Annotated in this window: 13 protein-coding genes and 1 tRNA gene; 9 read left to right on the plus strand and 5 right to left on the minus strand. The window is 65.3% G+C overall.

What is annotated here, in order from left to right; all coding sequences use genetic code 11:
- A partial coding sequence (locus tag A8V01_RS19100; RefSeq protein WP_245892727.1) for a GcrA family cell cycle regulator occupies window positions 1–294 on the minus strand: 294 nt, incomplete at its 3' end.
- 92 nt (window positions 295–386) lie between these two features.
- On the opposite strand from A8V01_RS19100, the gene A8V01_RS19105 reads away from it, so the two are divergent.
- Complete coding sequence (locus A8V01_RS19105; RefSeq protein ID WP_211295080.1) at window positions 387–1,289, plus strand: ABC transporter permease; 903 nt, start codon at window positions 387–389, stop codon at window positions 1,287–1,289.
- A gap of 85 nt (window positions 1,290–1,374) precedes the next feature.
- On the plus strand, window positions 1,375–3,603 hold the full coding sequence (locus A8V01_RS19110; RefSeq protein WP_245892728.1) for a putative bifunctional diguanylate cyclase/phosphodiesterase: 2,229 nt from the start codon (window positions 1,375–1,377) through the stop codon (window positions 3,601–3,603).
- A 19-nt stretch (window positions 3,604–3,622) separates the two neighbouring features.
- Here A8V01_RS19110 and hspQ read toward each other — a convergent pair whose 3' ends face one another.
- Complete coding sequence (hspQ, locus tag A8V01_RS19115; RefSeq protein WP_103097927.1) at window positions 3,623–4,003, minus strand: heat shock protein HspQ; 381 nt, start codon at window positions 4,001–4,003, stop codon at window positions 3,623–3,625.
- A 154-nt stretch (window positions 4,004–4,157) separates the two neighbouring features.
- On the opposite strand from hspQ, the gene A8V01_RS19120 reads away from it, so the two are divergent.
- From A8V01_RS19120 to A8V01_RS19135, 4 genes are all read left to right on the plus strand, one after another.
- Window positions 4,158–4,247: transfer RNA gene (locus A8V01_RS19120), tRNA-Ser, on the plus strand.
- Window positions 4,248–5,123: 876 nt separating this feature from the next.
- The gene (locus A8V01_RS19125) at window positions 5,124–9,392 is read left to right on the plus strand and encodes a hypothetical protein (RefSeq protein ID WP_146037322.1); all 4,269 of its coding nucleotides are present in this window, start codon (window positions 5,124–5,126) and stop codon (window positions 9,390–9,392) included.
- A gap of 10 nt (window positions 9,393–9,402) precedes the next feature.
- A complete protein-coding gene (locus A8V01_RS19130) occupies window positions 9,403–11,832 on the plus strand; it encodes a caspase family protein (protein ID WP_146037323.1) in 2,430 nt (809 codons plus the stop codon).
- Window positions 11,829–13,715, plus strand: a complete 1,887-nt coding sequence (locus tag A8V01_RS19135) for a gluzincin family metallopeptidase (protein WP_103097930.1) — start codon at window positions 11,829–11,831, stop codon at window positions 13,713–13,715. The genes A8V01_RS19130 and A8V01_RS19135 overlap by 4 nt, the downstream gene beginning before the upstream one ends.
- Here the strand turns inward: A8V01_RS19135 and A8V01_RS19140 are convergent.
- The 3 genes from A8V01_RS19140 to A8V01_RS19150 all read right to left on the minus strand — a co-directional run bounded on the left by A8V01_RS19140 (window position 13,712) and on the right by A8V01_RS19150 (window position 17,300).
- Entirely contained in the window at window positions 13,712–15,007 is a 1,296-nt protein-coding gene (locus tag A8V01_RS19140; RefSeq protein WP_103097931.1) for a dicarboxylate/amino acid:cation symporter, read from the minus strand. The two genes, A8V01_RS19135 and A8V01_RS19140, sit on opposite strands and share 4 nt — an antisense overlap.
- A 98-nt stretch (window positions 15,008–15,105) precedes the next feature.
- On the minus strand, window positions 15,106–16,638 hold the full coding sequence (locus A8V01_RS19145; protein WP_103097932.1) for a sensor histidine kinase: 1,533 nt from the start codon (window positions 16,636–16,638) through the stop codon (window positions 15,106–15,108).
- Complete coding sequence (locus A8V01_RS19150; protein WP_103097933.1) at window positions 16,638–17,300, minus strand: response regulator; 663 nt, start codon at window positions 17,298–17,300, stop codon at window positions 16,638–16,640. Before A8V01_RS19150 ends, A8V01_RS19145 begins: the two co-directional genes overlap by 1 nt.
- Before the next feature lie 369 nt (window positions 17,301–17,669).
- Here A8V01_RS19150 and A8V01_RS19155 point away from each other — a divergent pair, with 369 nt between their 5' ends.
- From A8V01_RS19155 to A8V01_RS19165, 3 genes are all read left to right on the plus strand, one after another.
- Complete coding sequence (locus A8V01_RS19155; RefSeq protein ID WP_170065997.1) at window positions 17,670–20,012, plus strand: TonB-dependent receptor; 2,343 nt, start codon at window positions 17,670–17,672, stop codon at window positions 20,010–20,012.
- Window positions 20,013–20,032: 20 nt separating this feature from the next.
- Window positions 20,033–21,313, plus strand: coding sequence for a M20/M25/M40 family metallo-hydrolase (locus A8V01_RS19160; RefSeq protein ID WP_103097935.1), 1,281 nt, complete (start codon window positions 20,033–20,035; stop codon window positions 21,311–21,313).
- Window positions 21,314–21,410: 97 nt separating this feature from the next.
- Entirely contained in the window at window positions 21,411–24,218 is a 2,808-nt protein-coding gene (locus A8V01_RS19165) for a M14 family metallopeptidase (protein WP_103097936.1), read from the plus strand.
- The last annotated feature ends 1 nt before the right edge of the window (window position 24,219 follow it).

The following is a 24,219-nucleotide window of genomic DNA, read 5'->3' on the forward strand; positions in this document are numbered from 1 at the left end:
GGCAGCGCGCGGTGCGGGCGCTTCGACTCGCGGGGCCGGAGCGGCTTCAGCCGCGCCGGTGGCGAAAGGCGGCGCGGTGTCGACCGGCTTGGGCTTCTTGGGCGCAGGTGCGGGGCGCGCGGGTTTTTCGTTTGCCTTCACCGGGGAAGGTCGCGCCTTGAGGCCAAGGCGATGGGCCTTGCCGATCACCGCATTGCGGCTGACGCCGCCGAGTTCGTCCGCGATCTGGCTGGCGGTAGAACCACCTTCCCACATCTTGGTCAGCTTCTCGATCCGCTCGTCAGTCCAGCTCATTCCAGTTCCATCGCTTCGTGGGGACGAGAGAATCGCCCCTGATTTCCAGGCGCCGCTTGCCTCGGAAGGCGTCAGCCGATAGTCGCCGGTGCATGGCCGATCAACCCCATTCGACTGAGCTGCCGGACACCTCGGGGATACTGAGCCCCGATGGCCCCAACGGCAATGCGACTCGCCGTTTTCCGGCAAAAGGAGAACCCCTGATCCACCAGGTCAACTGGGAGGGGCTCAAGACGCTCTATATGAAGGAGGTCAGGCGCTTCTTCAAGGTCCAGACCCAGACGATCTGGGCACCGGCGATCACAACGATGTTGTTCCTGGTGATTTTCACCGTGGCGCTGGGGCGCGGCGACCGTCAGGTGCTGGGCGTGAACTTTGCGACGTTCGTGGCGCCGGGCCTGATCGTCATGGGCATGATGCAGAACGCCTTCGCCAATTCCAGCTTCTCGTTCCTGGCGGGCAAGGTGCAGGGCACCATCGTCGACTACCTGATGCCGCCGCTGACCGAGGCCGAACTGATGCTGGCCATGATCGGCGCCGCCGTCACCCGCGCGGTACTGGTAGGGCTGGCGCTGACGCTGGCGATGCTGTTGTGGCCGGGCGTCGACCTTTCGATGGCCCATCCATGGGCGGTCGCGTGGTTCGGCCTTGCCGGGGCGACCTTCCTTGCGCTTCTGGGGCTGCTCTCTTCGATCTGGGCCGAGAAGTTCGACCATAACGCCGCCGTCACCAACTTCGTCATCGCGCCGCTTTCGCTGCTATCGGGCACATTCTACGTGATCGACAATCTGGCGCCCGCTTTCCAGGCAATCAGCCGCGTAAACCCGTTCTTCTATGTGATTTCGGGCTTCCGTTTCGGCTTCCTGGGGCAGAGCGATATCGGTGACACCAACATGGCCGTCCTGCACAGCGCGCTGGGCGTTGGCGTGCTTGATGCGGTACTGGCAGCGGTAGTATTTCTCGTCCTGCGGTCAGGCTGGAAGCTGAAGGGCTGAAGGCGGCAAATAACCGTAAAGATTCGCATGAGCGGAGAGCTTTTTTTTAAGGAAGTTTTATCTGCTCTAGTGCAGGCAGGCTGATGTGAGTTCACGATTGGCCTTGGGCGAAAATCGCAAGCGTATGGTCGGTCGGTTGACAGCGCCGGTCGTGGCTGCGGCCTTGTGCCTGCTGGCTTTGATGCTCGGGCTGCTGGAATGGTCCGGGCACGAAGTCGATCGCATCGCCCGTAACCGCGATGAAGTGATCGTTTCGCAGATCCTTGTGAAGAGCATGGATCGCGTCGGCCACGCCCAGGAAGCCACGACCGTGTGGAGCGAAGCGGTCAGGCAGGTCGTCAGGCGCCCTCTCGACGCAGGCTGGCTGGACCGTAACCTGGGCATCTGGTTCCAGAACTATGCCGGTATCGACGAGGCCTATATCCTCGATCCGCAAGGCCATCCTATCTATGCGATGCGTGACGGCAGGCGCGTCCGGCCCGAGACTTTCATCGCGGTGGAGGAAGTGGCGATGCCGCTGCTCGCCAGGCTGAAGAAGATCCCGGCCGCCAGGAAGCGAACCGGCGCGGACATTGCCATGCTTTCGCCGGGGCAGGCCGATATCGCGATGATACGTGGCCGACCGGCGATCGTCAGCCTGAAGCCGATTGTTCCCGACAACGGCGCGGTGCACCAGCTGCCGGGTGGGGACTCGATTCATGTCGCGGTGGCGTATCTCGACGATCGCTTCATCGGCGAGATCGCGCAGCAATATGGGCTGGCCGGCGCACGGTTCGCCTTCGCGCCGCCAACGGACGATACCTTGCGTTCAGTACCCTTGCGCGACCGTTCGGGCCGCGTTGTCAGCCATCTTGTCTGGCAGCCGTTTGCACCCGGCAGTCAGGTCATCGCCGCGCTTGCTCCGCCGCTGGTGATTGCGCTGTTGCTGGTGACGGTCGTTCTGTTCGTGCTGGCGAACCGGCTGGCGCGGCGCACCCATGATCTGGAGGAAAGCCGCCTCCATGCGCAGCACCGCGCCACGCATGACGACCTGACGGGGCTGGGCAATCGCGCGATGTTCGAGCAGCGGCTGGACGAGGTGCTGGCTCGCGCGCGGCGGCACAGGACTTTGCTGGCACTGCTCTACATCGACCTCGATCGTTTCAAGCAGGTCAACGATACGCTTGGTCATCCGGCGGGGGATGCGCTGATCAGGCAGGTCGCACGGCGGCTGGTTGCCGAAGTGCGCGGCTATGACATCGTCGCGCGGCTGGGGGGTGACGAATTCGCGATCCTCATCGGCGAGCCCGAAGACCGCAGCGCGATCGAGGGGATCTGCGCGCGCATCGTGACCGAACTGGAGCGCCCGTTCGATCTCTCCGGTTCGCAGGCCTTCATCGGCGCCAGCATCGGCGTGGCGGTGGCCCCGGGGGACGGGCTTGACCGCACCGAACTGACGCGCAAGGCCGATATCGCGCTGTACAAGGCCAAGATAGAAGGTCGCAGTCGCTACGTGTTCTTCACGCCGGACATGGACCTCGACGTGCGCTCGCGCGAGGAGACCTACCGGGAACTTCGGCTGGCGCTGGCCGACTGCGATCGGCAGCTTGAGGTACATTACCAGCCCATCTGGTCGCTCGAAAAAAACCGCATGGTCGGCGTTGAGGCTTTGCTGCGCTGGCAGCACCCGGAGCAAGGGCTGGTCGCGCCCGGCGATTTCATCCGCTCGGCAGAGGAAACCGGCCTCATCACCGTGCTGGGCGAATGGGTACTGCGCCGCGCGGTGCAGGATGCGCGGGCGTGGCCGGATCTTCGCGTCGCCGTCAACGTCTCGCCGATCCAGCTACGCAGTCGCAAGTTCGTCGATATCGTGCGCGAGCTGTTACAGGGTGGGATAAGTGCCGAGCGGCTGGAACTGGAGCTGACCGAAACGGCGCTCATGGCTGCATCAGGCGATGTGGCCGATGCCTTGGCGGACCTGCGGCAGCTGGGTGTGTGCTGCGCGCTCGACGACTTCGGCACCGGCTATTCGTCGCTGAGCCATATCCGCGACATTGCGGTAGACCGGATCAAGATCGACCGCTCATTCGTCAATGCGGTCGATACGGTGCCGGGGGCGGCATTGGTGGAGGCTATCGTGGGGCTGGCCCGCGCCAACGGGCTGCGCCTTACCGCAGAGGGCGTTGAAACGCCGGATCAGCTTGCATTCCTGCAGCGGGTGGGGTGCCACGAAGTCCAGGGCTACCTCTTCTCGCGGCCGGTCGCCGCCGACGCGATCTCAAGGATGCTTGCCCGGCCCTCCGGCGGCGGCGATGTCATGTCCCCGCCGCTTTAGGCGCGTCGGCGCATTATGCTCAGTGCGCCAGGCGCCTGCGCAGTTGGTATCGTCCGTTGTCGTAATCGTCGAACATCTGCGAAAGCGATGGGTGGTCCACTGGGCCGCCATCCGCATCCCCTGTAAGGTTCTGCTGGCTGACGTAAGCGACGTAGCTCGTATCTTCGCTCTCGGCGAGAAGGTGATAGAACGGCTGGTCGCGTTCCGGGCGGACTTCAGGAGGAATGGATTCATACCATTCCTCGCTGTTGGCGAAAACGGGATCGATGTCGACGACCACGCCACGAAAGTCGTGGAGCCGGTGACGGACGACATCGCCAATGGCGAACCGCGCCCGCGTCCGCAGCGGTGCGTCGATAACGCGGCCAGCCTGGGCAGAGAAGAAAGACGCTCTGTTCATGCCCAAGATATAGGTTTCGCGGAGATATCAAACAAGCGAGCCTTGCGGGCTATTCACTAAAAAGTGAAAAGAGGGCTTGGCAAGCCCGATCAGGTCGGCTAACGGCGCGCTTCCCGACCCGGTGGAGCTTGTTTCCACCGCACACGTCTCAAGCGGAGAGGTGGCAGAGTGGTCGAATGCGCTGCACTCGAAATGCAGTGTACGGGCAACCGTACCGTGGGTTCGAATCCCACCCTCTCCGCCACTTACTCTTCCAGGCACATCCAGAGCGATCCATAGAAAGCTAGGGAATTCCAAGGCTTGCCAAGTGATTTGCATCCTGCCGCATCCAGCCCCATTCATCGGTGTCCGACTGGTCATGTGGGATGAAATGCGGGAAGGTTTTGGTCATGGGAAAGCTGTCCGCAACGAGCGTGAAGGCTGCCACGCGGCCCGATCGAGGCGGACCGCACGCACGCGATTGTCGGTCTGGCCCTTGGGCACAGTCCATCTGATGGCGTCGAGCCCCGGCCACTAGTCTGTGCCATAGCCGGGATAGTAACCCCGGAACCGCGCCATGAGCGGCATAAGGAACCAATCCGGCGCTCCATCCCGGCCAGTGTCGGGGTGCTCATGTAATTCCAGAAGCGGTCGTTGCCGCCGGGCCACACCAGCCACGTGTTGCAGTTCTTCACCTCGTCCGGGGACAGGGCGAGGCCGTCGTCCATTTCGCGGAAATAGCCTTTGTCCGCCTGCGCGAAGGTATCGTCGGGCAGGCCGGCTTTCTGGGCGCCGTCCCTGGGTTGTTGCGGCGGGCGGCGAGTGCCGCAGTCCTTGGTTTCGGGTAAACGTCAAGTGACGATATTTGTAATAATTTTAAGTATGATGCGCGCAGGCATTCGTCTTTCGCGCTTATTATAGTGTTCAATAACTTTTCAGGTAAATGAAGGTAAACGAATGCCACGGATATTAAATCATATCCGGCATCGTCATAATTTGAGGACTTGAATAATCCACGAAATAGTGTTCGTGGTGATTGCTGACCAACAGGGTGGACGTGAAGCGGTCTTTGCCCTGAGGGCAATGCTTAGGGGCATCTTCTTAGTGGGGTAGGGCATGCCGTTGGCCGGATGGTTTCGCCTTGTCGTGTTTGCGCAGCCTGCCGTCGCCCATCGGCGTCAGTGGGCCGCCTGACGTGGCCGGGGCACCATCCCTGCCGGGCATCCGATCGCTTGCAGTGCTGTTGTCCACCACCATCGCTGTTGCGCTGCTCTTTGGCCTGCTCTTCATCCATTCACGGTCCGAACTCGTGCTGCAACGCCAGCAGACTGATTTTGGCGAAGTGGGGCGCATGGTCAGCGAGTTGCGCGACCTGGGCGACATGGTGGCCCGGCGCACTTCGACCGAGGGGCAGAGCGACGGCGGAAGCCCGTCTGGCATCAACGATCGCTATCAGGTCTGGTTCGGTGCCGGAGATGACTGCGCCCACATGGCGGCCAGCTTGTCGACGCTGCGCCTTCGGCTTGACGGTTTTCAGGCGCGGGACCGCAAGCCCGTGCTTTCTGCCCTCGCCAGTCCTGACGGCAGGAAATACTGCGCGCACGGGTCTGCCCAGCCGGTGCTACAGGGGCGCAGCGACAGGGCGCGGGCGCAGGATCTGGCGATTGTCGGGCCGGATGGCGAAGTGCTGCTGGTGCTGCGCGGCGACTGGCCCCGCCGGATCGAGGCTGCCGATCCGGATGGCCAGCGCGGCAAGGGCAACGGCGGGCAGGGCGACGGCAGGCAGGGAGACGCGGCGGCTGCCGCGGCAGCGGGCAAGGCAGGGCAACCTCCGGCCGTCACGGTCGGCGGGCGGGAGCGGCTGGTCTATCAGTGGCCGCTGGACTTCGGCCGCCCGCTGACCATCGAGCGCGAGGAAGGCCCGTTCCGCTGCACGCCGCGCCTGTGCATGCTCAGCGCGCTGGGCGATCCGCCAAGCGCAACCGAAGTGCTGAACACGCTCAGCCCGTTCACCAAGGCGGCGTTCGGCTTTGCCGTGGTCGTGCTGTTGCTGTTGATCCCGCTGATCAAGCTGGCGTCGATCGACCATAACGCTTCGCTGGGGTGGCTGGACGTCATCGGCATCATCGCGGCGGTGCCGTTGATGGTGGCGACGCTGGTGACGGCCTGCGCCGTGATTGCGTTCTGGGGAGATCTCAGGCGCAATGAGGATGCCATGGTACGGGGGCTGGCGAATTCCATCGCGCAGGACATCGACCGGGAGGTCGGCCTCAGCCTGTCGGCCATGGAACATGCGGCAAGGCAGCGCTGGGGCGACTGGTCACGCATGGGCCGCGTGACGGGGGCAAATCGGACGCCCGGCCCGGCAATCGATCCGCCCTGGCAGTTGGCGCCGGGTCCGCTGCCGCTCATCATGCTGCAACTTCGCGATGTCCGTAACGGCATTCCGATGCGCGTCACGCAAAGCAGGGACCGCCCCATCGGCGATATCCGCGAACGGCGCTATTTCGGGCGCCTGCGGGCATCCCCGTTTCCTTGCGGCCGGCCGGTTGGGCGCAGTTGCGCACAGGGTCACAGCTATGCCGTCGATCAGGTCCCGGCATCGGCAACCGGAGACGCGCGCATGGTCCTGCTGCTGACCGCACCGAACGCGCAGTCGCTGGTGATGGCGGGGAAGCCGCCTGCGGCCACGCTGGCGGTGCCGGTGCCGGCTGGGTTCGGCTATGCCGTCATCGATCCGGCCAGCCTTGAGGTGTTGCAGCATTCCGACCCGGCGCGCGTGCATAACGAGACGTTCGGCAGCCAGCTCGACACGCCCGCCACGCTGACCGACTTTGCGGCGTCGGTGGATACGCGGTGCGGGCAGGGCGTTACCGGGCAGGAGACAGCTTCGGCCACGCCTTTCGATGCGCGCTATGCGGGCAGGCGGGTGCGCATGTCGGTGAGCGTCTCGTGCTCGGCGCGCTGGCTGGTCGCCACGTGGTATGACCGGTCGCAGCTTCAGGACGTGGCGCTGGAGCCTGCCTATGTAGCCGGCATCACGATGCTGTGCATCGGCGTACTGCTGGCGGCGATGCTGGGCATCCTGGCCGTTCTCGACCCCCATACCCTGCTGCGCAAGCTATGGCCGGACCCTGAGCCGTTCCACAGCGCCGAGCCCGACGAATGGTATCTGCGTGGCATGTCGGCGCAGCTGGCGGTGGTTGTGCTGATGCCGCTTGGCCTGCTGCTGGTGCGGGGGGACGCGCTGTTCCTTCATGCCGGGGTCGGGTTGTTCCTGCTGTTGATCCTGCTGGCGCGCAAGGATGCCGATCACAGCTGGGGCGCGCTGCCGGTCGGCTGGGGCAAGGGGGCGACGGTGTTCTACGTCGTGCTGGGCATCGCGGCGACGATCGTGCTGGCGCAGAGCCCCGGCGCGGGCTGGCGCGTCCTGGCCTATCCGGTGCTGCTGGTGGTGATGTGGCTGGTGTCCGCGATCGACTGGTTCGCGACCCGCGATGGCGCGCCGGACGAAGAGGGGTGTGGCAAGCTCTCTCGGGCGGAGCGTGCACGGCGGCTGGAACGCCGGATAGAACGGCTGGGGCAAGAGCTTCGCCTGCCCGTGATCCTGGCGTCTGCCGGGTTTGTGCCGCCTTCCGTCATGCGCCGCGCAAACCGAGTGCTACGGCATCAGCTGGTCACGATCTACCTGCTGGCTGTAATCCCCACGCTGGCGGCCTGCAGTGCGGCGGCGGGCCAGTTGCGGGTCGAACATTCCCATGGCGACGCGCGGGTGCTGGAACAGTCGCGCCATCAGGTCGATGCGCTGGTCGCGCAGGTGCAGTCGATCTACTATCGCCCTGCACGGCCCGCGCAGCCTCCGCCGGCCGATTTGTCCACGCGCAAGCTGGTTGCCGATCATGCCGCTGCCAGGTCCGGTGCACCGTCGCTGGTGGCTTGCGAGATCATGCGGCTGTGGGACGCCGACAGCCCCTGCTTTACCGCGCCGCTTTCCCCGAGGCTGCCTAACCTGAGCAGTTATGCCGCGGCCGAAGCGGCAAGGACCGGGCACCTTCTGGTGACGATGCCGCCCGGCGATCCGCTGATCGCGGTGCGCGACTGGCTGCTGGCGATCGCGGCCATGGCGCTGGCCACCTTCCTGACATGGCGGCTGCTGGAACTGGCGGCGCAGAACCTGTTCGGGCTGCAGCATTTCGGCTTCCGCGCACTGCACCCGCGCCACACGCCCGAGCAGATCCGGGGACAGTCGACGCGCCCGATCAAGGCGGTCTTCATCAATTACCCCACGCGCGAATTCCGCAACCTGCAGAACGGTCTGGAAGCGCGCGACCGGCTTGAGATGTTCGACCTGGCGCTTGAACGCAACAAGCTGGGTGAGAAGAGCATGGCCCTGCTGGCAGCCAAGTCGTGGATCGTCACCGGCTTCGAAAGCATCGTGGCCAACCGCGATCTCAGGGTGAAGGCGCTGGGTCTGCTTGAGCAGTTGACCGCGCGGCGCGAGGTGAACGTCTACTTCTTCGTGGAGACGATGCCGCTGGTACGGCTGCGGCAGGCGCGCGATCGCGAAAAGCGCGAAGCCGAGGCGGCCGGCACCGCAGGGATCATGAACGAAAGCGAATCCTATCGCTGGGCCGAACTGTTCTCGGAATTCATCACCTACACCTGGACAGAGGCGCTGGCGGTGCCTGTCGCTCCGGGCACTGCGGCTGCGGAGGAAAGCGTGAACCTCAGGCGCTTGCTGGCTCTGATCGAGGAAAAGGATGCACGCGAGGCGGTGGAGCGCTGGAGCAGGCGCAATCCGGCCGTGGCAGACTTGATCGCGAACGAGATGATCCAGATCCCGTCCGATCGCATACAGGAACAGATCCGTTCGTTCTGCCTGTCGGAGAAGGACGTGAAGGGGCCAACGCCCGCGGGGCAGCTGCCGATCGTCAACGACCTCAGGAATATCTACAGCGAACAGGTCCATGAATACATGGCGAACTTCCTGGGCGACTATTATCAGGGTGAATGGGTGCGTTCCAGCAAGGAGGAGCACCTTACGCTGCACCATCTTGCCCACGGAAAGTTCATCAACACCAGCAACTTCCCGGTGCTCAACAGCCTGCTGTCGCGCCGTCTGGTCAAGACTGATCCCAACTTTCGGCTGATGAACGAAAGCTTCGGACACTGGATCCGCACGCTGGAGCACCCCGACTGGTTTCTCCAGTTCCGGCAAGACGCGCAGCGCGGCGGTGCCTGGCACATGCTGCGCGTGCCGCTGATGCTGTTGGTGGCGGCGGGATCGGTGCTGATCACGTTCCTCGATCACGGCGGCTCCGGTTCGCTCCTGACGCTTGCGCCGGGTGTCGTCGCGACGATGCCGATCCTGTTGTCCCGTTTCACCCGGCCGCTTCAGGCCAATGGCTAGGAGAATGTCGATGACTGATCCGCAAAAGGAGTGGCTGGCGATCGAGTGGGTTGCCAACGTCCCCGAGGCCGAACTGGCCGAGCGCCTCAAAAAGCCGGCCCCGCTCAGCCAGCGCTTCCACTACCTGCTGTTCGCGGACGGCTCCATCCGCCCCAATCGGGCGCTGGAACCGGACCGGCAGGCGCAAGTGCTGGTCCTGCGCGAGGGGGCGGAGGCGAGCAGCCTGCAACTCGGCCGCCTCGACGCGCTGAGGGCCTACGTGATGCAATGGAATATCGCCGAAGACAAGGCGCGCGTGGCGCGGCCGGAGTGGCTTCCCGATATGGGCGCGAAGTCCGTTGCCGAGCAGGAAGGTAGTGCAACGGCGCGATCTTCGCCTGCGGCCCCGGCCCCGGTAGCTCCCAGTTGGCCCGCCTTCGTCGACCCCGGCGCCTTCACCGGCGCGCCCGAGCAGCTGCGCGAACTGGCGCTGCATGTCGTCAACTTGCGCAAGGGCGTGCTGTCCGACGATGGCATCATGACCACGGATGCTGCCGACATCGACGATATGGTCGCTTCTATCGCCGCGAAAGTGGGGCAGGGCTATCGGCCGATGCTCTACGCGCACGGCGGGCTGACCGACGAGCGCAGCGGCCTGGCATCGGCATGGGCCTATCACCGCTGGTGGATGGCACACGGCATCTACCCGGTCTATTTCATCTGGGAAACGGGCGGACTGGAAACGTTCTGGCAGATCGTGGAGGGGGAGCGGCGGCGCGGCCAGATGGGCGCACGGGCAGTGCCGCGCGATATCTACGATTACACCACCGACCCGGCAGTGGAACTGATCGGCGGCAGGATCGGCACCCTGCTGTGGAATGCGATGAAGGACAGCGCGCGGAGGGGCAGTGAAGCCGGGACCAGCGAAACCGGGGGCGGGGCGAGGCTTTTCGCGCAGAAGCTGGGCGCGGCGCTTTCGGACGCGACCGAGATCTTCGCGGTGGGTCACAGTGCCGGGTCCATCTTCCACGCCCATTTCCTGCCGGTGCTCTGCGACGCCGGATTGCAGGTCAGCCAGCTGCACCTGCTTGCCCCGGCCATTACCAACGCCCTGTTCGCGCCGACGCTGGGCAAGCTGATCGCACAGGGCAAGATCGGCGATGCCACCCTTTTCGCCATGACGCGTCAGGCGGAGCGGGCGGACAATTGCGCCAACATCTACCGCAAGTCGCTGCTCTACCTCGTCTCCCGCGCGTTCGAGGGGAAGAAGGAGACGCCGATCCTGGGGATGGAGGACTTCATCCGCGTCGATCCGGCGGTGAAGCAGGCTTTCGGCGATGACGTGATCCTGTCGCCCACCAGCGGAGCAGCGCCGACGATGGCCTCGGGTTCGCAGTCGCATGGCGGTTTCGACAACGACGTCGCGACGATCGAGAACATCGTGCGGCGGATGCGCGGGCTGGGTGACGGGGACACGGTGAACCCGCCTTTCCCGCCGGGAGAGCCACGCGTGGGCCGTGCGACGGTGGCGCCCAATTACTACGGCATGCCGGCCGACCTGTTCGATGCGGTGCCGGATTTCGTCGGTGCGTCGCCGCTTGCTTCTTCTCCTGAGACACAAGGCGGTGCGGGCGTGAAGCTGGGCGCGCAGAGGGTCGCGCTTTGCATCGGCAATGACGGCTTTCCCGAGGGGATGCGTCTTTACGGCTGCATCAACGACGCGAACACCTGGGCCGATACCTTCCGGTTGCAGGGATATCAGGCGACCGTGCTGCCGGACCTTGGCGCGCGGCAGATCCGTGAGGCGCTGCGCGGGATACTGGGCAAGGCGCGGGCCGGGGACAGCGTGATGATCCATATCTCTTCCCACGGCAGCCGCGTGCTCGACGTCGACGGCGATGAGCTGAACGACAAGCACTTTGCCGACGGCGAGGACGAAGCGCTCGTCGCGCTTGACTGGCGCGATGGCGGGCTGATCATCGATGATGAGTGGCCGGAACTGATGCAGGTCGCGGCAGGCGTGAAAGTGATCCGCTTTCACGATTTCTGCCACTCCGGCCGGTCGAGCAGGATGGCACTGGGCAGTAGCGCCTATCGACGGGCGCGCAGCGTCAGCCTGCCTGATGCGATCGCCCTCAAAGCCTATGACGCGCGGCGGGGCGCTCGGTCCTTGCGGTCTGCAAGAGCGGCTGTGCCGGGCGGGGCTGCGGATCTTTACGGTGCGGATTTGTCCTATGTCACCTTTTGCGCCTGTCTTCCCCATCAGTCAGCGATGGAAGAGGCGGGCTCGGGCGTGTTCACCCGCGCGGCCACGAAAATCCTGCGCGGGCAGGGCGCGGGGCTGAGCGCGGATGCCCTTTTCGCGGCCATCGCTGCCGAGATGGCGGGCGAACAGCAGGAGCCGTTGCTCGAAGGTTCGGCGCTGTATCGCGCGCAGCCGCTGTTCGGTTTGCCGGTATGACGCAGGACGGCGCGATAACGGTATCCCCGCGTGTCCTGCGCGAAGTGCGCAGCGAAGGTGATGATGCGGACGAGCTTCGCAGGGCAGGGCCCAATCCTCATATTCCGATGGTTCGCCGGATGCGGATATTCGCCATCGATCCGACCGCCCGCGCCAACCGGGGCGGCGTGGTCACGGTGTCCGAACCTTACGAGCGGCTGAAGTTTTCAGAGCGGCGCGGTTGCCTGTATGGCCGCCACTTCTCCGTTACGCTGCCCGCGGCGGCGGCGTGGCCGTCCGAGCGCCGGATCATCGACAAGATGAAGCCGAACGGCATCGTCACCATAGCAGAGGCCGGTTACCCGCCCTCGCTGACCGATCCGCGTTTCATCGCGCAGATGGTCTATGCCACAGCCTCGCAGATCTACGGCACCTTCCGCCGGGCACTGGGGCGCGAGATCGTGCTGGGCCTGATGTTCGATCCCGCAACCGGCGTGTGGTCGCGGGCAGAGCGCTTCGGGCTGTCTCCATGGGAAGCGGAGGAAGCCCAGGCGTGGTTCGACCCGGCGCGGGCCTGCATCGTTTTCGGTCACTACAAGGCACGTGCAGACACCGTGGGCTATGCGCCCGGCAGCCGGGTCTTCACCGCACTGTCGCATGACGTCATCGTCCACGAGATGACCCACGCGTTGCTCGATGCGGTGAAGCCGGCGTTCCTGACTGCCACTCACCGCGACGTGCTGGCCTTTCATGAGGCTTTCGCTGACCTCATGGCAATATTCCAGCGCTATTCCTATGGCGAGCTGGTGGCGGCGCAGATCACCGAAGCGCGGGGCGAAATCGATCAGCTGGGCGTGCTGGGATCGCTGGCGCGCACGTTCTCGCAGACGTCCGGCATGGACTCGGAATCATCCTCGGGCGCGGGCGGGGCCGGAGCGGCAACGCTGCGCCCCCTGATCGGCGAGCTGATGTACGACAGCCCTGAAGTGGGAGAGGAGCCGCACCAGCTGGGCAACGTGCTGGTGCAGGCAGTCTACCGCGCCTTCCAGACCGTTGCGAGCAAGCGGATTGCCGGCCTGATCGCGATCGCCACCAACGGCAGCGGGATACTTCCCCCCGGTGCGCTGTCGCCCGCCTTGGCCGAAGAGATCGCCGCGCGGCTGGCGAAGACGGCTCAGATGTTCCAGTCGATGCTGATCCGCGCGCTGGACTATGCCCCGCCGTTCGGGATCACCTTCTTCACCTTCCTGCGCGCGGTCATCTCTGCCGATATGCGCCTTGTGCCGGTGGATGACGAGAATATCCGCTTCGCCTGGATGGAGGCCTTCCGCCATCATCGCATCTTCCCGACCGACGGGCTGCACTTTGCCGAAGAGCAGCTGGCCTGGGCGGTGCCTGTGCAAGTGGAGGCGCTTGATCTTGCCATGCTGAGCTTTGCGCAGACGGTCTTTCAGGGCAACCCCGGGCAACTGCTCTCGCTTGACACGGCGGTTGTGCAGAGCGGTGAAGTCGCCACGCACATGAACGGTGCGGCGGCGGGCGCATGGCGCGACCTGCTGGGGCTTGAGGCGCGGCGGGCGGGAGCAGAGATAGTCGCCCTGCGCAGCTTTGCGCGGCCGGGGCCCGGCGGCCTGACAGAATTCGGCACGGTGTTGGAAATCGTCAGCCGGTCCGTCACCGAACGTGACAGCAGCGGCTACATGGAGGCGACCGGGGCCTGCCTCGTCTACGACAGCGGCGGTCGGCTCGTGTCATGCGCAATCGATCGGCCGCGGCCCGATGATGACCGGCGCCAGGATATCGAAGGCTATGCGATCAGCAAGGAAGGCGCGCGCAGCTGGGTGATCCGTCAGGGCACATGGCAGCTTCGCCCGGACGTGGCCCGCGCCCTGTGCATGCGTTAGGGTTCTGAGCCCGTCGTGGCCTTCTGGTCCTGTGAGACTGCGGTTGCGACCGCCAGATCACCCACCACGTTGACCATCGTGCGGAACATGTCGAGCAGCCTGTCCACCCCCACCACAAGGCCGATGCCCTCGGGCGGCAACCCCGCCAGCGCCAGCACGGCGGCGACGGTAGGCAGCGATCCGGCCGGAACGCCGATGGTGCCCATGCCCGCCAGTGCCGCCACCGCCAGCACCAGCGCCTGCCGCCCCAGCGAAAGGTCCATGCCGAAGAACTGGGCGATGAACAGCACGGTCACGGCAGTGTAGATCGCGGTGCCGCCCTGATTGGCGATGGTGCCCACGCCCAGCACCAGCCGGGCGACGCGAGGCGACAGGCGCAAGTCCAGTTCGGCGGCGCGCAGCGCGCTTGGCAGCGTGGCGTTGGAGGACGACGTGCAGAACGCGATGACCGCTGGCTCCTGCACTCCGCGCAGGAACGCCGCCGGGGTCACGCCGCCGCGCATCCACACGACCGCGAAGAACGTCAGCGCCACCTGCAGCAAAAGCGCTGCGACCACCACGCCGACATAGGCGCTGAGGTAGAGCAGCAGGTGCCAGCCGAATACCAGCGTCAGGTCGAACATGAAGGCGGCGACCGCGATGGGGGCCAGCCGCGCGACATAGCCCAGCACGTGCATTCCGGCATCGAACACCCGTTCGCTGGTAGCCAGCACGTGGCCGCTGCGGCGGGTGCGCAGGAAAGTAAGCACGATGCCCACCAGCACCGATGCGACAATGACGATCATGATCGGCCGTTCGACTGCCGCGTAGGAAAACAGCGCGCCGAACCCGCTGGACAGACCTTTGGGCGGGGCCGCTGCGTGGCCTGCCGCAAGCAGTTGCTGGCCGATTTCCGCCGGCACCACATCACCTGGGCGGAACAGGTTGACCATGGCCAGCCCGATCAGCGCGGCGGCCAGCGATGCGGCCAGCATGTGCGCCAGCGTGGACAGCAGCAGCCGCCGCATCCCCGCCATGTTGCGCATCCGTGCGATGCCGCTGACGATGGCGGAAACCAGCAGCGGCACGATCAGCAGGAACAGCGCGAACAGGAATGCCTGCTCCACGGGCTTCACCACCCAGCGCATCAGCAGCGCGGTGGCGGGGGAATCGCTGGCGAACAGGCCGGCCAGCGTGCCGCCGCCCATGCCGAGCAGGAAGCCCGCCAGCAGGCGGACCTGCAGGTGCGGTCGAAAACGGCTGCGTGCCGCGGCGTCGGAAGGGGGGAGGGACGGGGGAGCAGTTTCGATCATGCAACTGACCGAACGAAGGATTTTGCGGACATCTGTGATCCTGTTGCCGCGCCCGAAGGCGCCTGGCTCATGATAGGGATTGTGCCGTGGAAACCCTGTCAGCAAGCTGTCGCGAGCGCGAATTGTTGCGCCTCCGGTTCATCCTCGATCATCGGCCGCGCGGCGAAATCGATGGCTGCCAGCACGCCGCGCCCGGTCGGGCCGGGTTCCAGCCGGACCTCTGCCCCCATACGTTCCGCCAGTGCCCGCACGATGGACAGGCCAAGGCCGCTCCCGGAAGGGCCGGAGGGGCGGGCGCGGTAGAAGCGTTCGAACACGCGTTCGCGATCCTGCGCGGGAATGCCGGGGCCGTCGTCCTCCACTTCGATGCGGGGATGCCCGGAGCGGTGCAGCACGCGCACGGTGACGGTGCCGCCGGGGCGGTTGTAGCGCACGGCGTTGTCGAACAGGTTGCCGATCATCTCGGCCGCCAGCACCGGATGGCCACGGGCAAATAGCGGCCCGTCCTCCGGCGCTTCGAAACCGATGTCGAGGGTTTCCGTCCCCGGCTGGTCGATACGCGTCGCGACAAGGTCAGCGGCCACGGCGGCAAGGTCGAAAGCGGCGTCCTCGGCGATGCCCAGTTCCTCGGTGCGGGCCAGGGCGATCAGTTGCAGCAGCAGTCGTTCGAGAGAGAGCACGGCATTGCCGATATCGTCCAGCGCCGCAGCGCCGCGCGCGGATGCGGGGCCATAGCGTTCCAGCACATCAAGATGGACGCGCACTACGGCAAGCGGCGTGCGCATCTGGTGCGATGCATTGGCGGTGAACTGCTTGAGCGAATCCACCGCGCGTTCGGTACGGGCCAGCAGGGCGTTGAACGATCCGGCCAGCAGCCGCGCCTCACGCGGGGCATCCTCTTCCAGTGCAAGGCGGAACTGCGGAGGCGGTTCGCGGCGGGCAGTCTCGATCTGGCCGGTCAACGACGCGAAGGGAGCAAGGCCCCAGGTGATCGCCCAGTAGAACAGCAGCACTGCCGTCATCGCGATCAGCACACCCGCGCCCAACACGCGCAGGAAATAGGTTTGCTGGTAGGCCCAGCGGTCGTCCACGAAGTCTGCCACCTGTACCACCACGTCGCGGCCGTTGCGATGCAGGCGGCGGATCTCGGTGGCGATGCGCACCGGCTTGCCGCGCAAGGTGCCGTCGCGCAGGTATCCCGGCTGGATCACGCCTTCGGCATCGTGCGGATCGACGTAGCCGCCGGTCAGCGGGGTATTGCGGAACGTGCGCGGGAAGCTGGCGGCGGGCAGGCGCTGTGTGGTGCGGCCGGTGCGGGCGTCGTACTGCGGCGGCGGCACCAGGTCACGCTCCCCCGCGATCAGCGTGCCGCCGTCCCAGATGCTGTAGTGCGTGACGGGGGCGGAGCGGCGCTGCAGCAGGTGGACCGCCAGTGGTAGCAAGTGGCCGCGCACGTCGTCCCCGGCGTCGGCCGCGCGGCTGAGCAGCCGCACCGATCCGATCAGGATGCGGTCCGATGTCGTAGCGCCCGAACGCTGTACCATCCAGCAGGTGATGCCGCCGAACGTCACCGCCAGCGCCAGCAGCGGCACCATCACCGCTGCCGTCAGCCGCGATCGCAGCGAGGCCATCAGGTCTCCAGCATGTAGCCGAGCCCCCGGATGGTGCGGATCGTCGGCCCATCCGGCATCAGCTTGCGGCGCAGGCGGCCCACATAGACTTCCAGTGCATTGGGCGCGACGGCGTCGGCAAAGTTGAACACTTCGGAATTGAGCCGCTGCTTGGTCACGACCTTGCCGGGGCGGCCCATCAGCGTTTCCAGCACGGCCAGTTCGCGGCGGCGCAGGTCCAGTACCGAGCGGCGCAGTTCCACCACGCGGGTCGACCGGTCAAGGCTGAGGTCGCCCACGCGCAGCACCGGGTCGGCGGTGCCCTGGCTGCGCCGGATCAGCGCGCGCAGCCGCGATTCCAGTTCGCGCGGGTGAAACGGCTTGGACAGGTAATCGTCCGCTCCCCGGTCCAGCCCGGCGATGCGGTCGGACACGGCATCGCGCGCGGTCAGGATCAGCACGGGCGTCGCATCGCCGCTGCGGCGCAGCGTCTGCAGCACCTCCAGACCGTCCATGTCGGGCAGGCCCAGGTCGAGGATGGCGGCGTTGTAGGTTTCGGCGGCCAGCACATCGAGCGCCTCCTCTCCGCTGCCGACGACATCGACGGCAAAGCCGCCCGCGCTCATCGAGGCTTCCATGCCGCGCGCCAGGCGCTCGTCGTCTTCCACGATCAGTATCCGCAACAAACACTCCCTCACGCGAGTTGCGGCATCCTCTTGTCCCTGTCGGTCTTCTCTTCAGGTGCCGTGAGGCCCCTTTGAGTGCCTTTGTGTGTCGTTAAGTGCCGGCCCTGTCCCGGCGCAATTTCATGCCGTTTGATTCGGCAGTCTGTGAATGGAACCTGTCATCAACCTGTCGCGGGCGGCAAGATTCTTTTTCGAAAAGAATGCGGCAGTGACAGCTTCGTGACAGGTGAAGGCCCCCAGCTTTTTCGGCGTCGGGAGGGGAAACCTCGACAACGAACCGGCTTCGGTTCCTGGCCGCGCAGAAGATCGCCCAAGCATCGGCGGCATCGCGACGGGGGCATGGGCCGGCTGCAACAGGGGGCAATCATGGCCACTCACTACGGTCGCGCTGCATTTTTGATCTCCGTGTCCTTGTTTGCCTTGCCGCTGGGCGCGCAGGCACAGGAAACGGTTCCACAACAAGCGGTTACCGAGGGCGTCGGGGACATCGTCGTGACCGCGCTGCGCCGCTCCACCCGCGTGCAGGACACTCCTGTCGCGATCACCGCGCTGTCGGAAAAGTCGCTGCAGAACCTGGGCGCCACGGGTATCGCCGACGTTGTGCGGCAGGTGCCGGGCCTCAACCTGATCGCCGGTGAATCGGGCCGCACCCGCATCTCCATCCGCGGCATCCAGACCGCCGGCGAAAGCACCGTGGGCCTGTATTACGGCGAGACACCGCTGACCGGCCCATCGGGCACCAGCTCCGACCCTTCGGGCGTGACGCCCAACCTCAACCTCTTCGATGTGGAGCGCGTGGAAGTGCTGCGCGGACCACAAGGCACGCTTTACGGCTCGGGTTCCATGGGCGGCACCTTGCGCGTGATCTTCAAGAAGCCGGACCTTACGAAGTACGAGGGCGCCACGGAATTCGGCGGCGAAGCGGTTGAGCACGGCGAGTTCGGCTATTCGCTGAAGGGCGCGGTCAACGTGCCGATCATCTCCGACATGCTGGCCGCGCGTCTGGTGCTCTATCGCCAGCAGAACCCCGGCTATGTCGATGATCCGACGATCGGCAGGGAAAACCTCAACCGCTCCACCCTCGAAGGCGCGCGCTTCCAGCTGGGCTTCCAGCCGACCGACACGCTGAGCATGAATTTCATGACGATCGTGCAGACGCAGAAGTTCGACGGCACGTCGCAATGGGCGCCCTCGGTGGGCGAGTTCGTGTCCGAACAGAAGATCGCCTCGCCCGCCTATGACAAGCTGCAGCTATATGCGCTGGAAACCAAGTGGGAGACGGGCATCGGCACGCTCGCGCTCAACAATTCGTACTATCGCTGGGACGTGCGCCAGACCAACGACAATTCGGACAACTACGCCAGCATCGCTGCGTCGAACCGGTACTGCGGCTTGTTCCAGAACACCTATGCAGGGTCGCTCCTGCAAGGCACGAGCGCCGGGGCAACCACCGATTCCAGCACATGTGCCAGCGATGCGGGCGGGCTGACGTCTGCCCAATTGCAGGCGGACTACCAGAACTGGGCAGCCTCGCAGCAGCCGATCGGCAACTACCAGCCACGCTTCGTGCGCAACTACGTCAACGAACTGCGCCTCAGCTCGAACGGCAAGGGGCCGTTCAGCTACACTTTCGGCGTATTCCGCGAAGATCGTGATGACCGCGTGGACACGCTGGTCTTCGCAGGCATCCCAGAGACAGGGGAACGCCAGCAGCCCACCGTCGATCTGGGATCGCGCTATGTCACCGACGTGGTCAAGCAGACGGCGGTTTACGGCGAAATCAGCTACCGCGTATTCGAGCCGCTGACGCTGACCGCGGGCCTGCGCTATTACGATTACAAGAAGACCGTGGGCGGCGAGAACCTGGGCTACAACTACTTCAACGGGCAGGTGCCCAGCGCCTATTCCGAAGTCACCGCCGATGCGAGCGGGCTGATCCAGAAGTACAATGTCGACTTCAAGATCACGCCGGATATCATGTTCTACGCCACCGCATCGCAGGGCTTCCGGCCCGGCGGCGCGAACCTGACGCCGGGCATCCCGGAATCGGCGCAGACGTATGCGGCGGACTCGCTTTGGAACTACGAGGCGGGCTTCAAGACGCAGTGGTTCGACCGCAAGCTGACCTTCAACATCGATGCCTATCGGATCGACTGGAACAACCTGCAGACCTCGGTTCGCGCGACTTACGGCAACTTCTCGTACATCGGCAACGTCGGTTCCGCCCGGATCGAGGGTGTCGAGGTGGAGGCCAGCGCACGGCCGGTTTCGGGGCTCAACCTCAACGCCAGCTTCCACTACGTAAAGCCGCGCCTGACCGCCGACCAGGTCAGCGCCGAAGTCACGGCATCGGGCCTCAAGGGCGATATCCTGCCGCTGATCCCGCGCACCACCGCCAGTGCCGGGGCCGAGTATACCTTCCCGGCCTTCAACGACTTTGAAGGCATGCTGCGCGCCGACTGGACCTATACCGGCAAGATGACCTCGCAGATCCGGCCCACCAACAGCCTGTACCGCGAGTTCGGGAAGTATTCGATGGTGAACCTGCGCGCGGGTGTCCAGAACGACCGGATGGGCGTGTTCCTCTACGTGCGCAACCTGTTCAACAAGATCGGCGTGAATTCGATCTCCAGTGCGGCGGGCGTGCCGGATTACTGGGCAACGACCGCCCCGCGCACGCTGGGCGCGACGATCTACAGCAACTTCTAAGTTAGAATACAGGGGATTTGATGATGCGTATCACACTGCTGGCCGCAACCGCCGCGATCGCGCTGACCGCTCCGACGGCGCAGGCCGCCACGGTAGAGGACAAGGCCGCCGCCACGCTGCTGGGCGGAGCGAAGTTCGCCAAGGCCAAGGAATCGCTCAAGGGCGATTACGACAAGATCATCCAGGACATCATCACCCTGACCGAGATCGAGGCCCCGCCGTTCAAGGAAGACGCGCGCGGCGCCGCCTACATGGCGATGCTCAAGGCCGAAGGGCTCACCGATGTGGAGCGTGACGAAGTCGGCAATGTCATGGGGCTGCGCAAGGGGACCGGAGGAGGGCCGCTGATCGTCGTCACCGCACACCTCGACACGGTGTTCCCCGGCGGCACCAACGTGAAGGTGCGGCGCGAAGGCAACGGCCTCTACGCGCCGGGCATCGGCGACGATACCTCCAGCCTGCCGGTGCTGCTGGCCTTCATCCGGGCGATGAACCGGGCGGGTTACACCACCAAGGCCGACATTCTGTTCATGGGCAACGTGGGCGAGGAAGGCCCCGGCGACCTTCGCGGATCGCGCTACCTGTTCCAGAAAGGCAAGTACAAGGACGCGATCAAGTACTTCATCTCGTTCGAGCCGGGCGGGGCAGGGCGCATCACTAACGCCGGCACCGGATCGCGCCGCTACAAGGTGACGTTCAACGGCCCCGGCGGCCACTCGATGGGTGATTTCGGCATCGTCAGCCCGGCCTTCGCGATGGCCAACGCCATGGTCGAATTCGGTAAGATCAAGGCCCCTGCAGAGCCCAAGACGGTCTACAACGTCGGCATCCTTGAAGGCGGCACTTCGGTGAACTCCATCCCCTTCGCCACCGCCATGACCATCGACATGCGCTCCAACGGCAAGCCCGAACTGGACGCGGAGGAGAAGCAGTTCCTGGCCCTTCTGCAGCCTGCGGTGGATGCGGAGAATGCCGCGCGATCGACGGCCAAGGGCAAGATCTCCTATGACGCCAAGCTGATCGGCGACCGCCCGGTGGGCACCACCCCGCTTGATGCGCGCATCATCCGGGTCGCCACGGCGGTTGCCAAGGGATCGGGCGTAACGCCGAAGTACGGCGCCGGGTCCACCGACAGCAACATCCCGATGAGCATGGGGGTAGAGGCCGTGACGCTCGGCTCCGGGTTCGACACCTTCCGTGCCCACTCGCTGGAAGAGGGCATGAAGATGAACCCGCCCGAGGATCTGAAGAACATGGCGGTCGGCCTCGCAACGGTCCTGACCCTCGCCGAAGCACGCTGACCCATCCTGACGGGGCGGGCCTCTCCAGCGGCCCGCCCCGGCTTTTTCCTTGTGCCCCTTCCTCATACCACGCCTGCCCTCGAGCCGGAGTAACGCCATGTCCCGTCGCAATCTGCTGCTTGCCGCCACGTGTCTTTCGCTCCCGCTCGGGCTTTCGCTTTCCGGGCCGGCGCTGGCGCAGGACGCCCCCGCCACCAGTGCGGCCGTCACCGCGCCCGAAAAGGTCGTCGGCGGCAAGGTCGGCGCCGATTACTTCCTTGCCGACTACACGAAGATTTCCGCCTGGCTGATGCAGGTCGCGAAGGAAAGCGATCGCATCAAGGTCGTTTCCATCGGCAAGACGGCCGAGGGGCGCGAGCAGTACATGGCGATCGTTTCTTCGCCCGATAACATCCGCAACATCGAGAAGTACCGCCAGATCGCGCAGAAGCTGGCGCTGGCCAAGGGCCTTGACGACGCCGCCGCGAAGACGCTTGCGGCCGAGGGCAAGGCGATGGTGTGGATGGACGCGGGCCTCCACGCCAGCGAGATCGTCAACGCGCAAAGCCACGTCCAGATCATCCACGAGATGCTGACGGGCAACGATCCCGAGACGCTGCGCCTGCTGGGCGACGACATCATGCTGTTCGTGTTCGCCAACCCGGACGGGCTGGAACTCGTCGCCGACTGGTACATGGCCGATCCGCACAAGCTGACCACGGACTCGATCCCGGTGCTTTACCAGAAGTACATCGGCCACGATAACAACCGCGACAGTTTCGCCTCGACCCAGCCCGAAACGACCAACATGAACCGCGCCGGATACCGCGAGTGGTTCCCGCAGATCCTCTATAACCAGCACCAGACCGGACCGCTGGGCGCGGTGGTGTTCATCCCGCCGTTCCGCGATCCCTACAACTTCAACAACGAGCCGCTGGTCATCAACCAGACCGACGTGGTCGGGCAGATGATGCACGCGCGGCTGGTGGCGAAGGGGATGGGCGGTTCCGCCATGCGTTCGGCCGCGCCTTATTCGACCTGGTTCAACGGCGGCATCCGCACGATAGGCTATTTCCATAACCAGATCGGCATCCTGACCGAGATCATCGGCAACCCCACGCCGCTCAAGATCCCGTTCGTGCCGGAGAACCAGTTGCCGCGTCAGGACGAGGTACTGCCGATCGCGCCGCAGGAGTGGCACTTCCAGCAGTCGCTCGACTATGTGAAGGAGATGGACCGGGCGATCCTCGACTACGCTTCGCGCTATCGCGAGACGATCCAGTACAACCGCTATGTCATGGGCCGCAACCAGATCGCCAAGGGCAGCACCGACAGCTGGGTCGTGACCCCCAAGCGCATCGAGGCTGCGAAGGAAGCGGCAAAGGCGATGCCGAAGCCGGGGCCGGACGAGACGGCAGGCACCTTCAGCTGGGGCACCGAGAAGGTGATCCCCGCCAGCCTTTACAAGACCGTGCTCAACGCGCCGGAAAAGCGCGCGCCGCGCGCCTACATCATCCCTGCCGACAAGCAGCAGGACATGCCGACGACGGTGCGCTTCCTCAATGCCCTGATCAAGACCGGGATAGAAGTGCAGCAGGCGCCGTCGGCCTTCACCTTCGGGGGCAAGAGCTATCCGGCGGGCAGCTATGTGGTGCGCAGCGATCAGGCGTTCCGGCCGCACGTGCTCGACATGTTCGAGCCGCAGGATCACCCGCAGGATTTCGCCTATGAAGGCGGCCCGCCGATCAAGCCCTACGATGTCACCGGCTACACGCTGGCTCTGCAGATGAACGTGGCGTTCGACCGTGTGCTGGATGCGCCGCCGCCCGCGTTTCCGCTGGTGCCCGACGAGATCGCCGCACCGCCGCCGGGCCGCGTGCTGGGTTCGGGCGGGGCAGGCTGGATCGTCGATCACGGCGTCAACAACAGCTACACGCTCACCAACCGGCTGCTGAAGGCAGGGCTGCCGGTGTTCTGGATGAAGCAGGGCCTGACCGTGGACGGCAAGACGCTTGCCCCCGGCGCGCTTTGGGTTCCGGCCTCTGCCAAGGCAAAGGCCATCGTCGATGCTGCTGTCGCACCGCTTGGCCTTGACGCCCATGCGGTTGCCGCGAAGCCTGCGGGCGATGCGGTCGCGGTCAAGCCGGTGAAGATCGGCCTTGTCGACGTTTACGGCGGCTCAATGGCTTCGGGCTGGACCCGCTGGATCTTCGAGCAGTACGAATTCCCCTACGAACTCGTTTACCCCCAGGCGCTCGACAAGGGCGGGCTCAAGGCAAAGTACGACGTCCTTGTCTTCCAGAGCGACGTGCTTGGCCGCGAGGATGGCATGTCTCGTCCGCAACCTGCCGCAGCCGACATTCCCGTGGCCTACCGCAAGATGCTGGGCAAGATCACACCCGAGACGACCTTCCCGCAAGTCGCGGCATTCGCGAAGGCGGGCGGCACCGTCGTCGCGGTAGGCAACGCCACCCGCATGGGAGAGGCGCTTGGCCTGCCGGTCACCAACCTGCTTGCGCCCATGGGGCCGGACGGCAAGGCAAAGCGGGTTTCGTCCAACAGCTTCTACGTCCCCGGATCGATCCTGAGCGCGCAAGTCGACAGCAGCGATCCCCTGGCCTTCGGCGTCGCACCCACGGTCAACCTGTTCTACAACAACAACCCCGTCTTCCGCGCGGACGGGCCTTCGGTGCGCAAGGTCAGCTGGTTCGACAAGGAAGACCCGCTGGTTTCCGGTTGGGGCTGGGGGCAAAAGCTGCTCAACGGCGGCGCGGGCATCGTCGAGGGCGGGCTGGGCAAGGGCCGCGTGTTCCTGATGGGGCCGGAAGTGACCCAACGCGGGCAGCCCTTCGCGACCTTCAAGTTCCTGTTCAACGGCGTGCTGCTTTCGGGCAGCGATGCGAAGCCCGCCGCCCCGGCGGACTGAT

Source organism: Novosphingobium guangzhouense (assembly GCF_002896965.1).
Classification (GTDB): Bacteria; Pseudomonadota; Alphaproteobacteria; order Sphingomonadales; family Sphingomonadaceae; genus Novosphingobium; species Novosphingobium guangzhouense.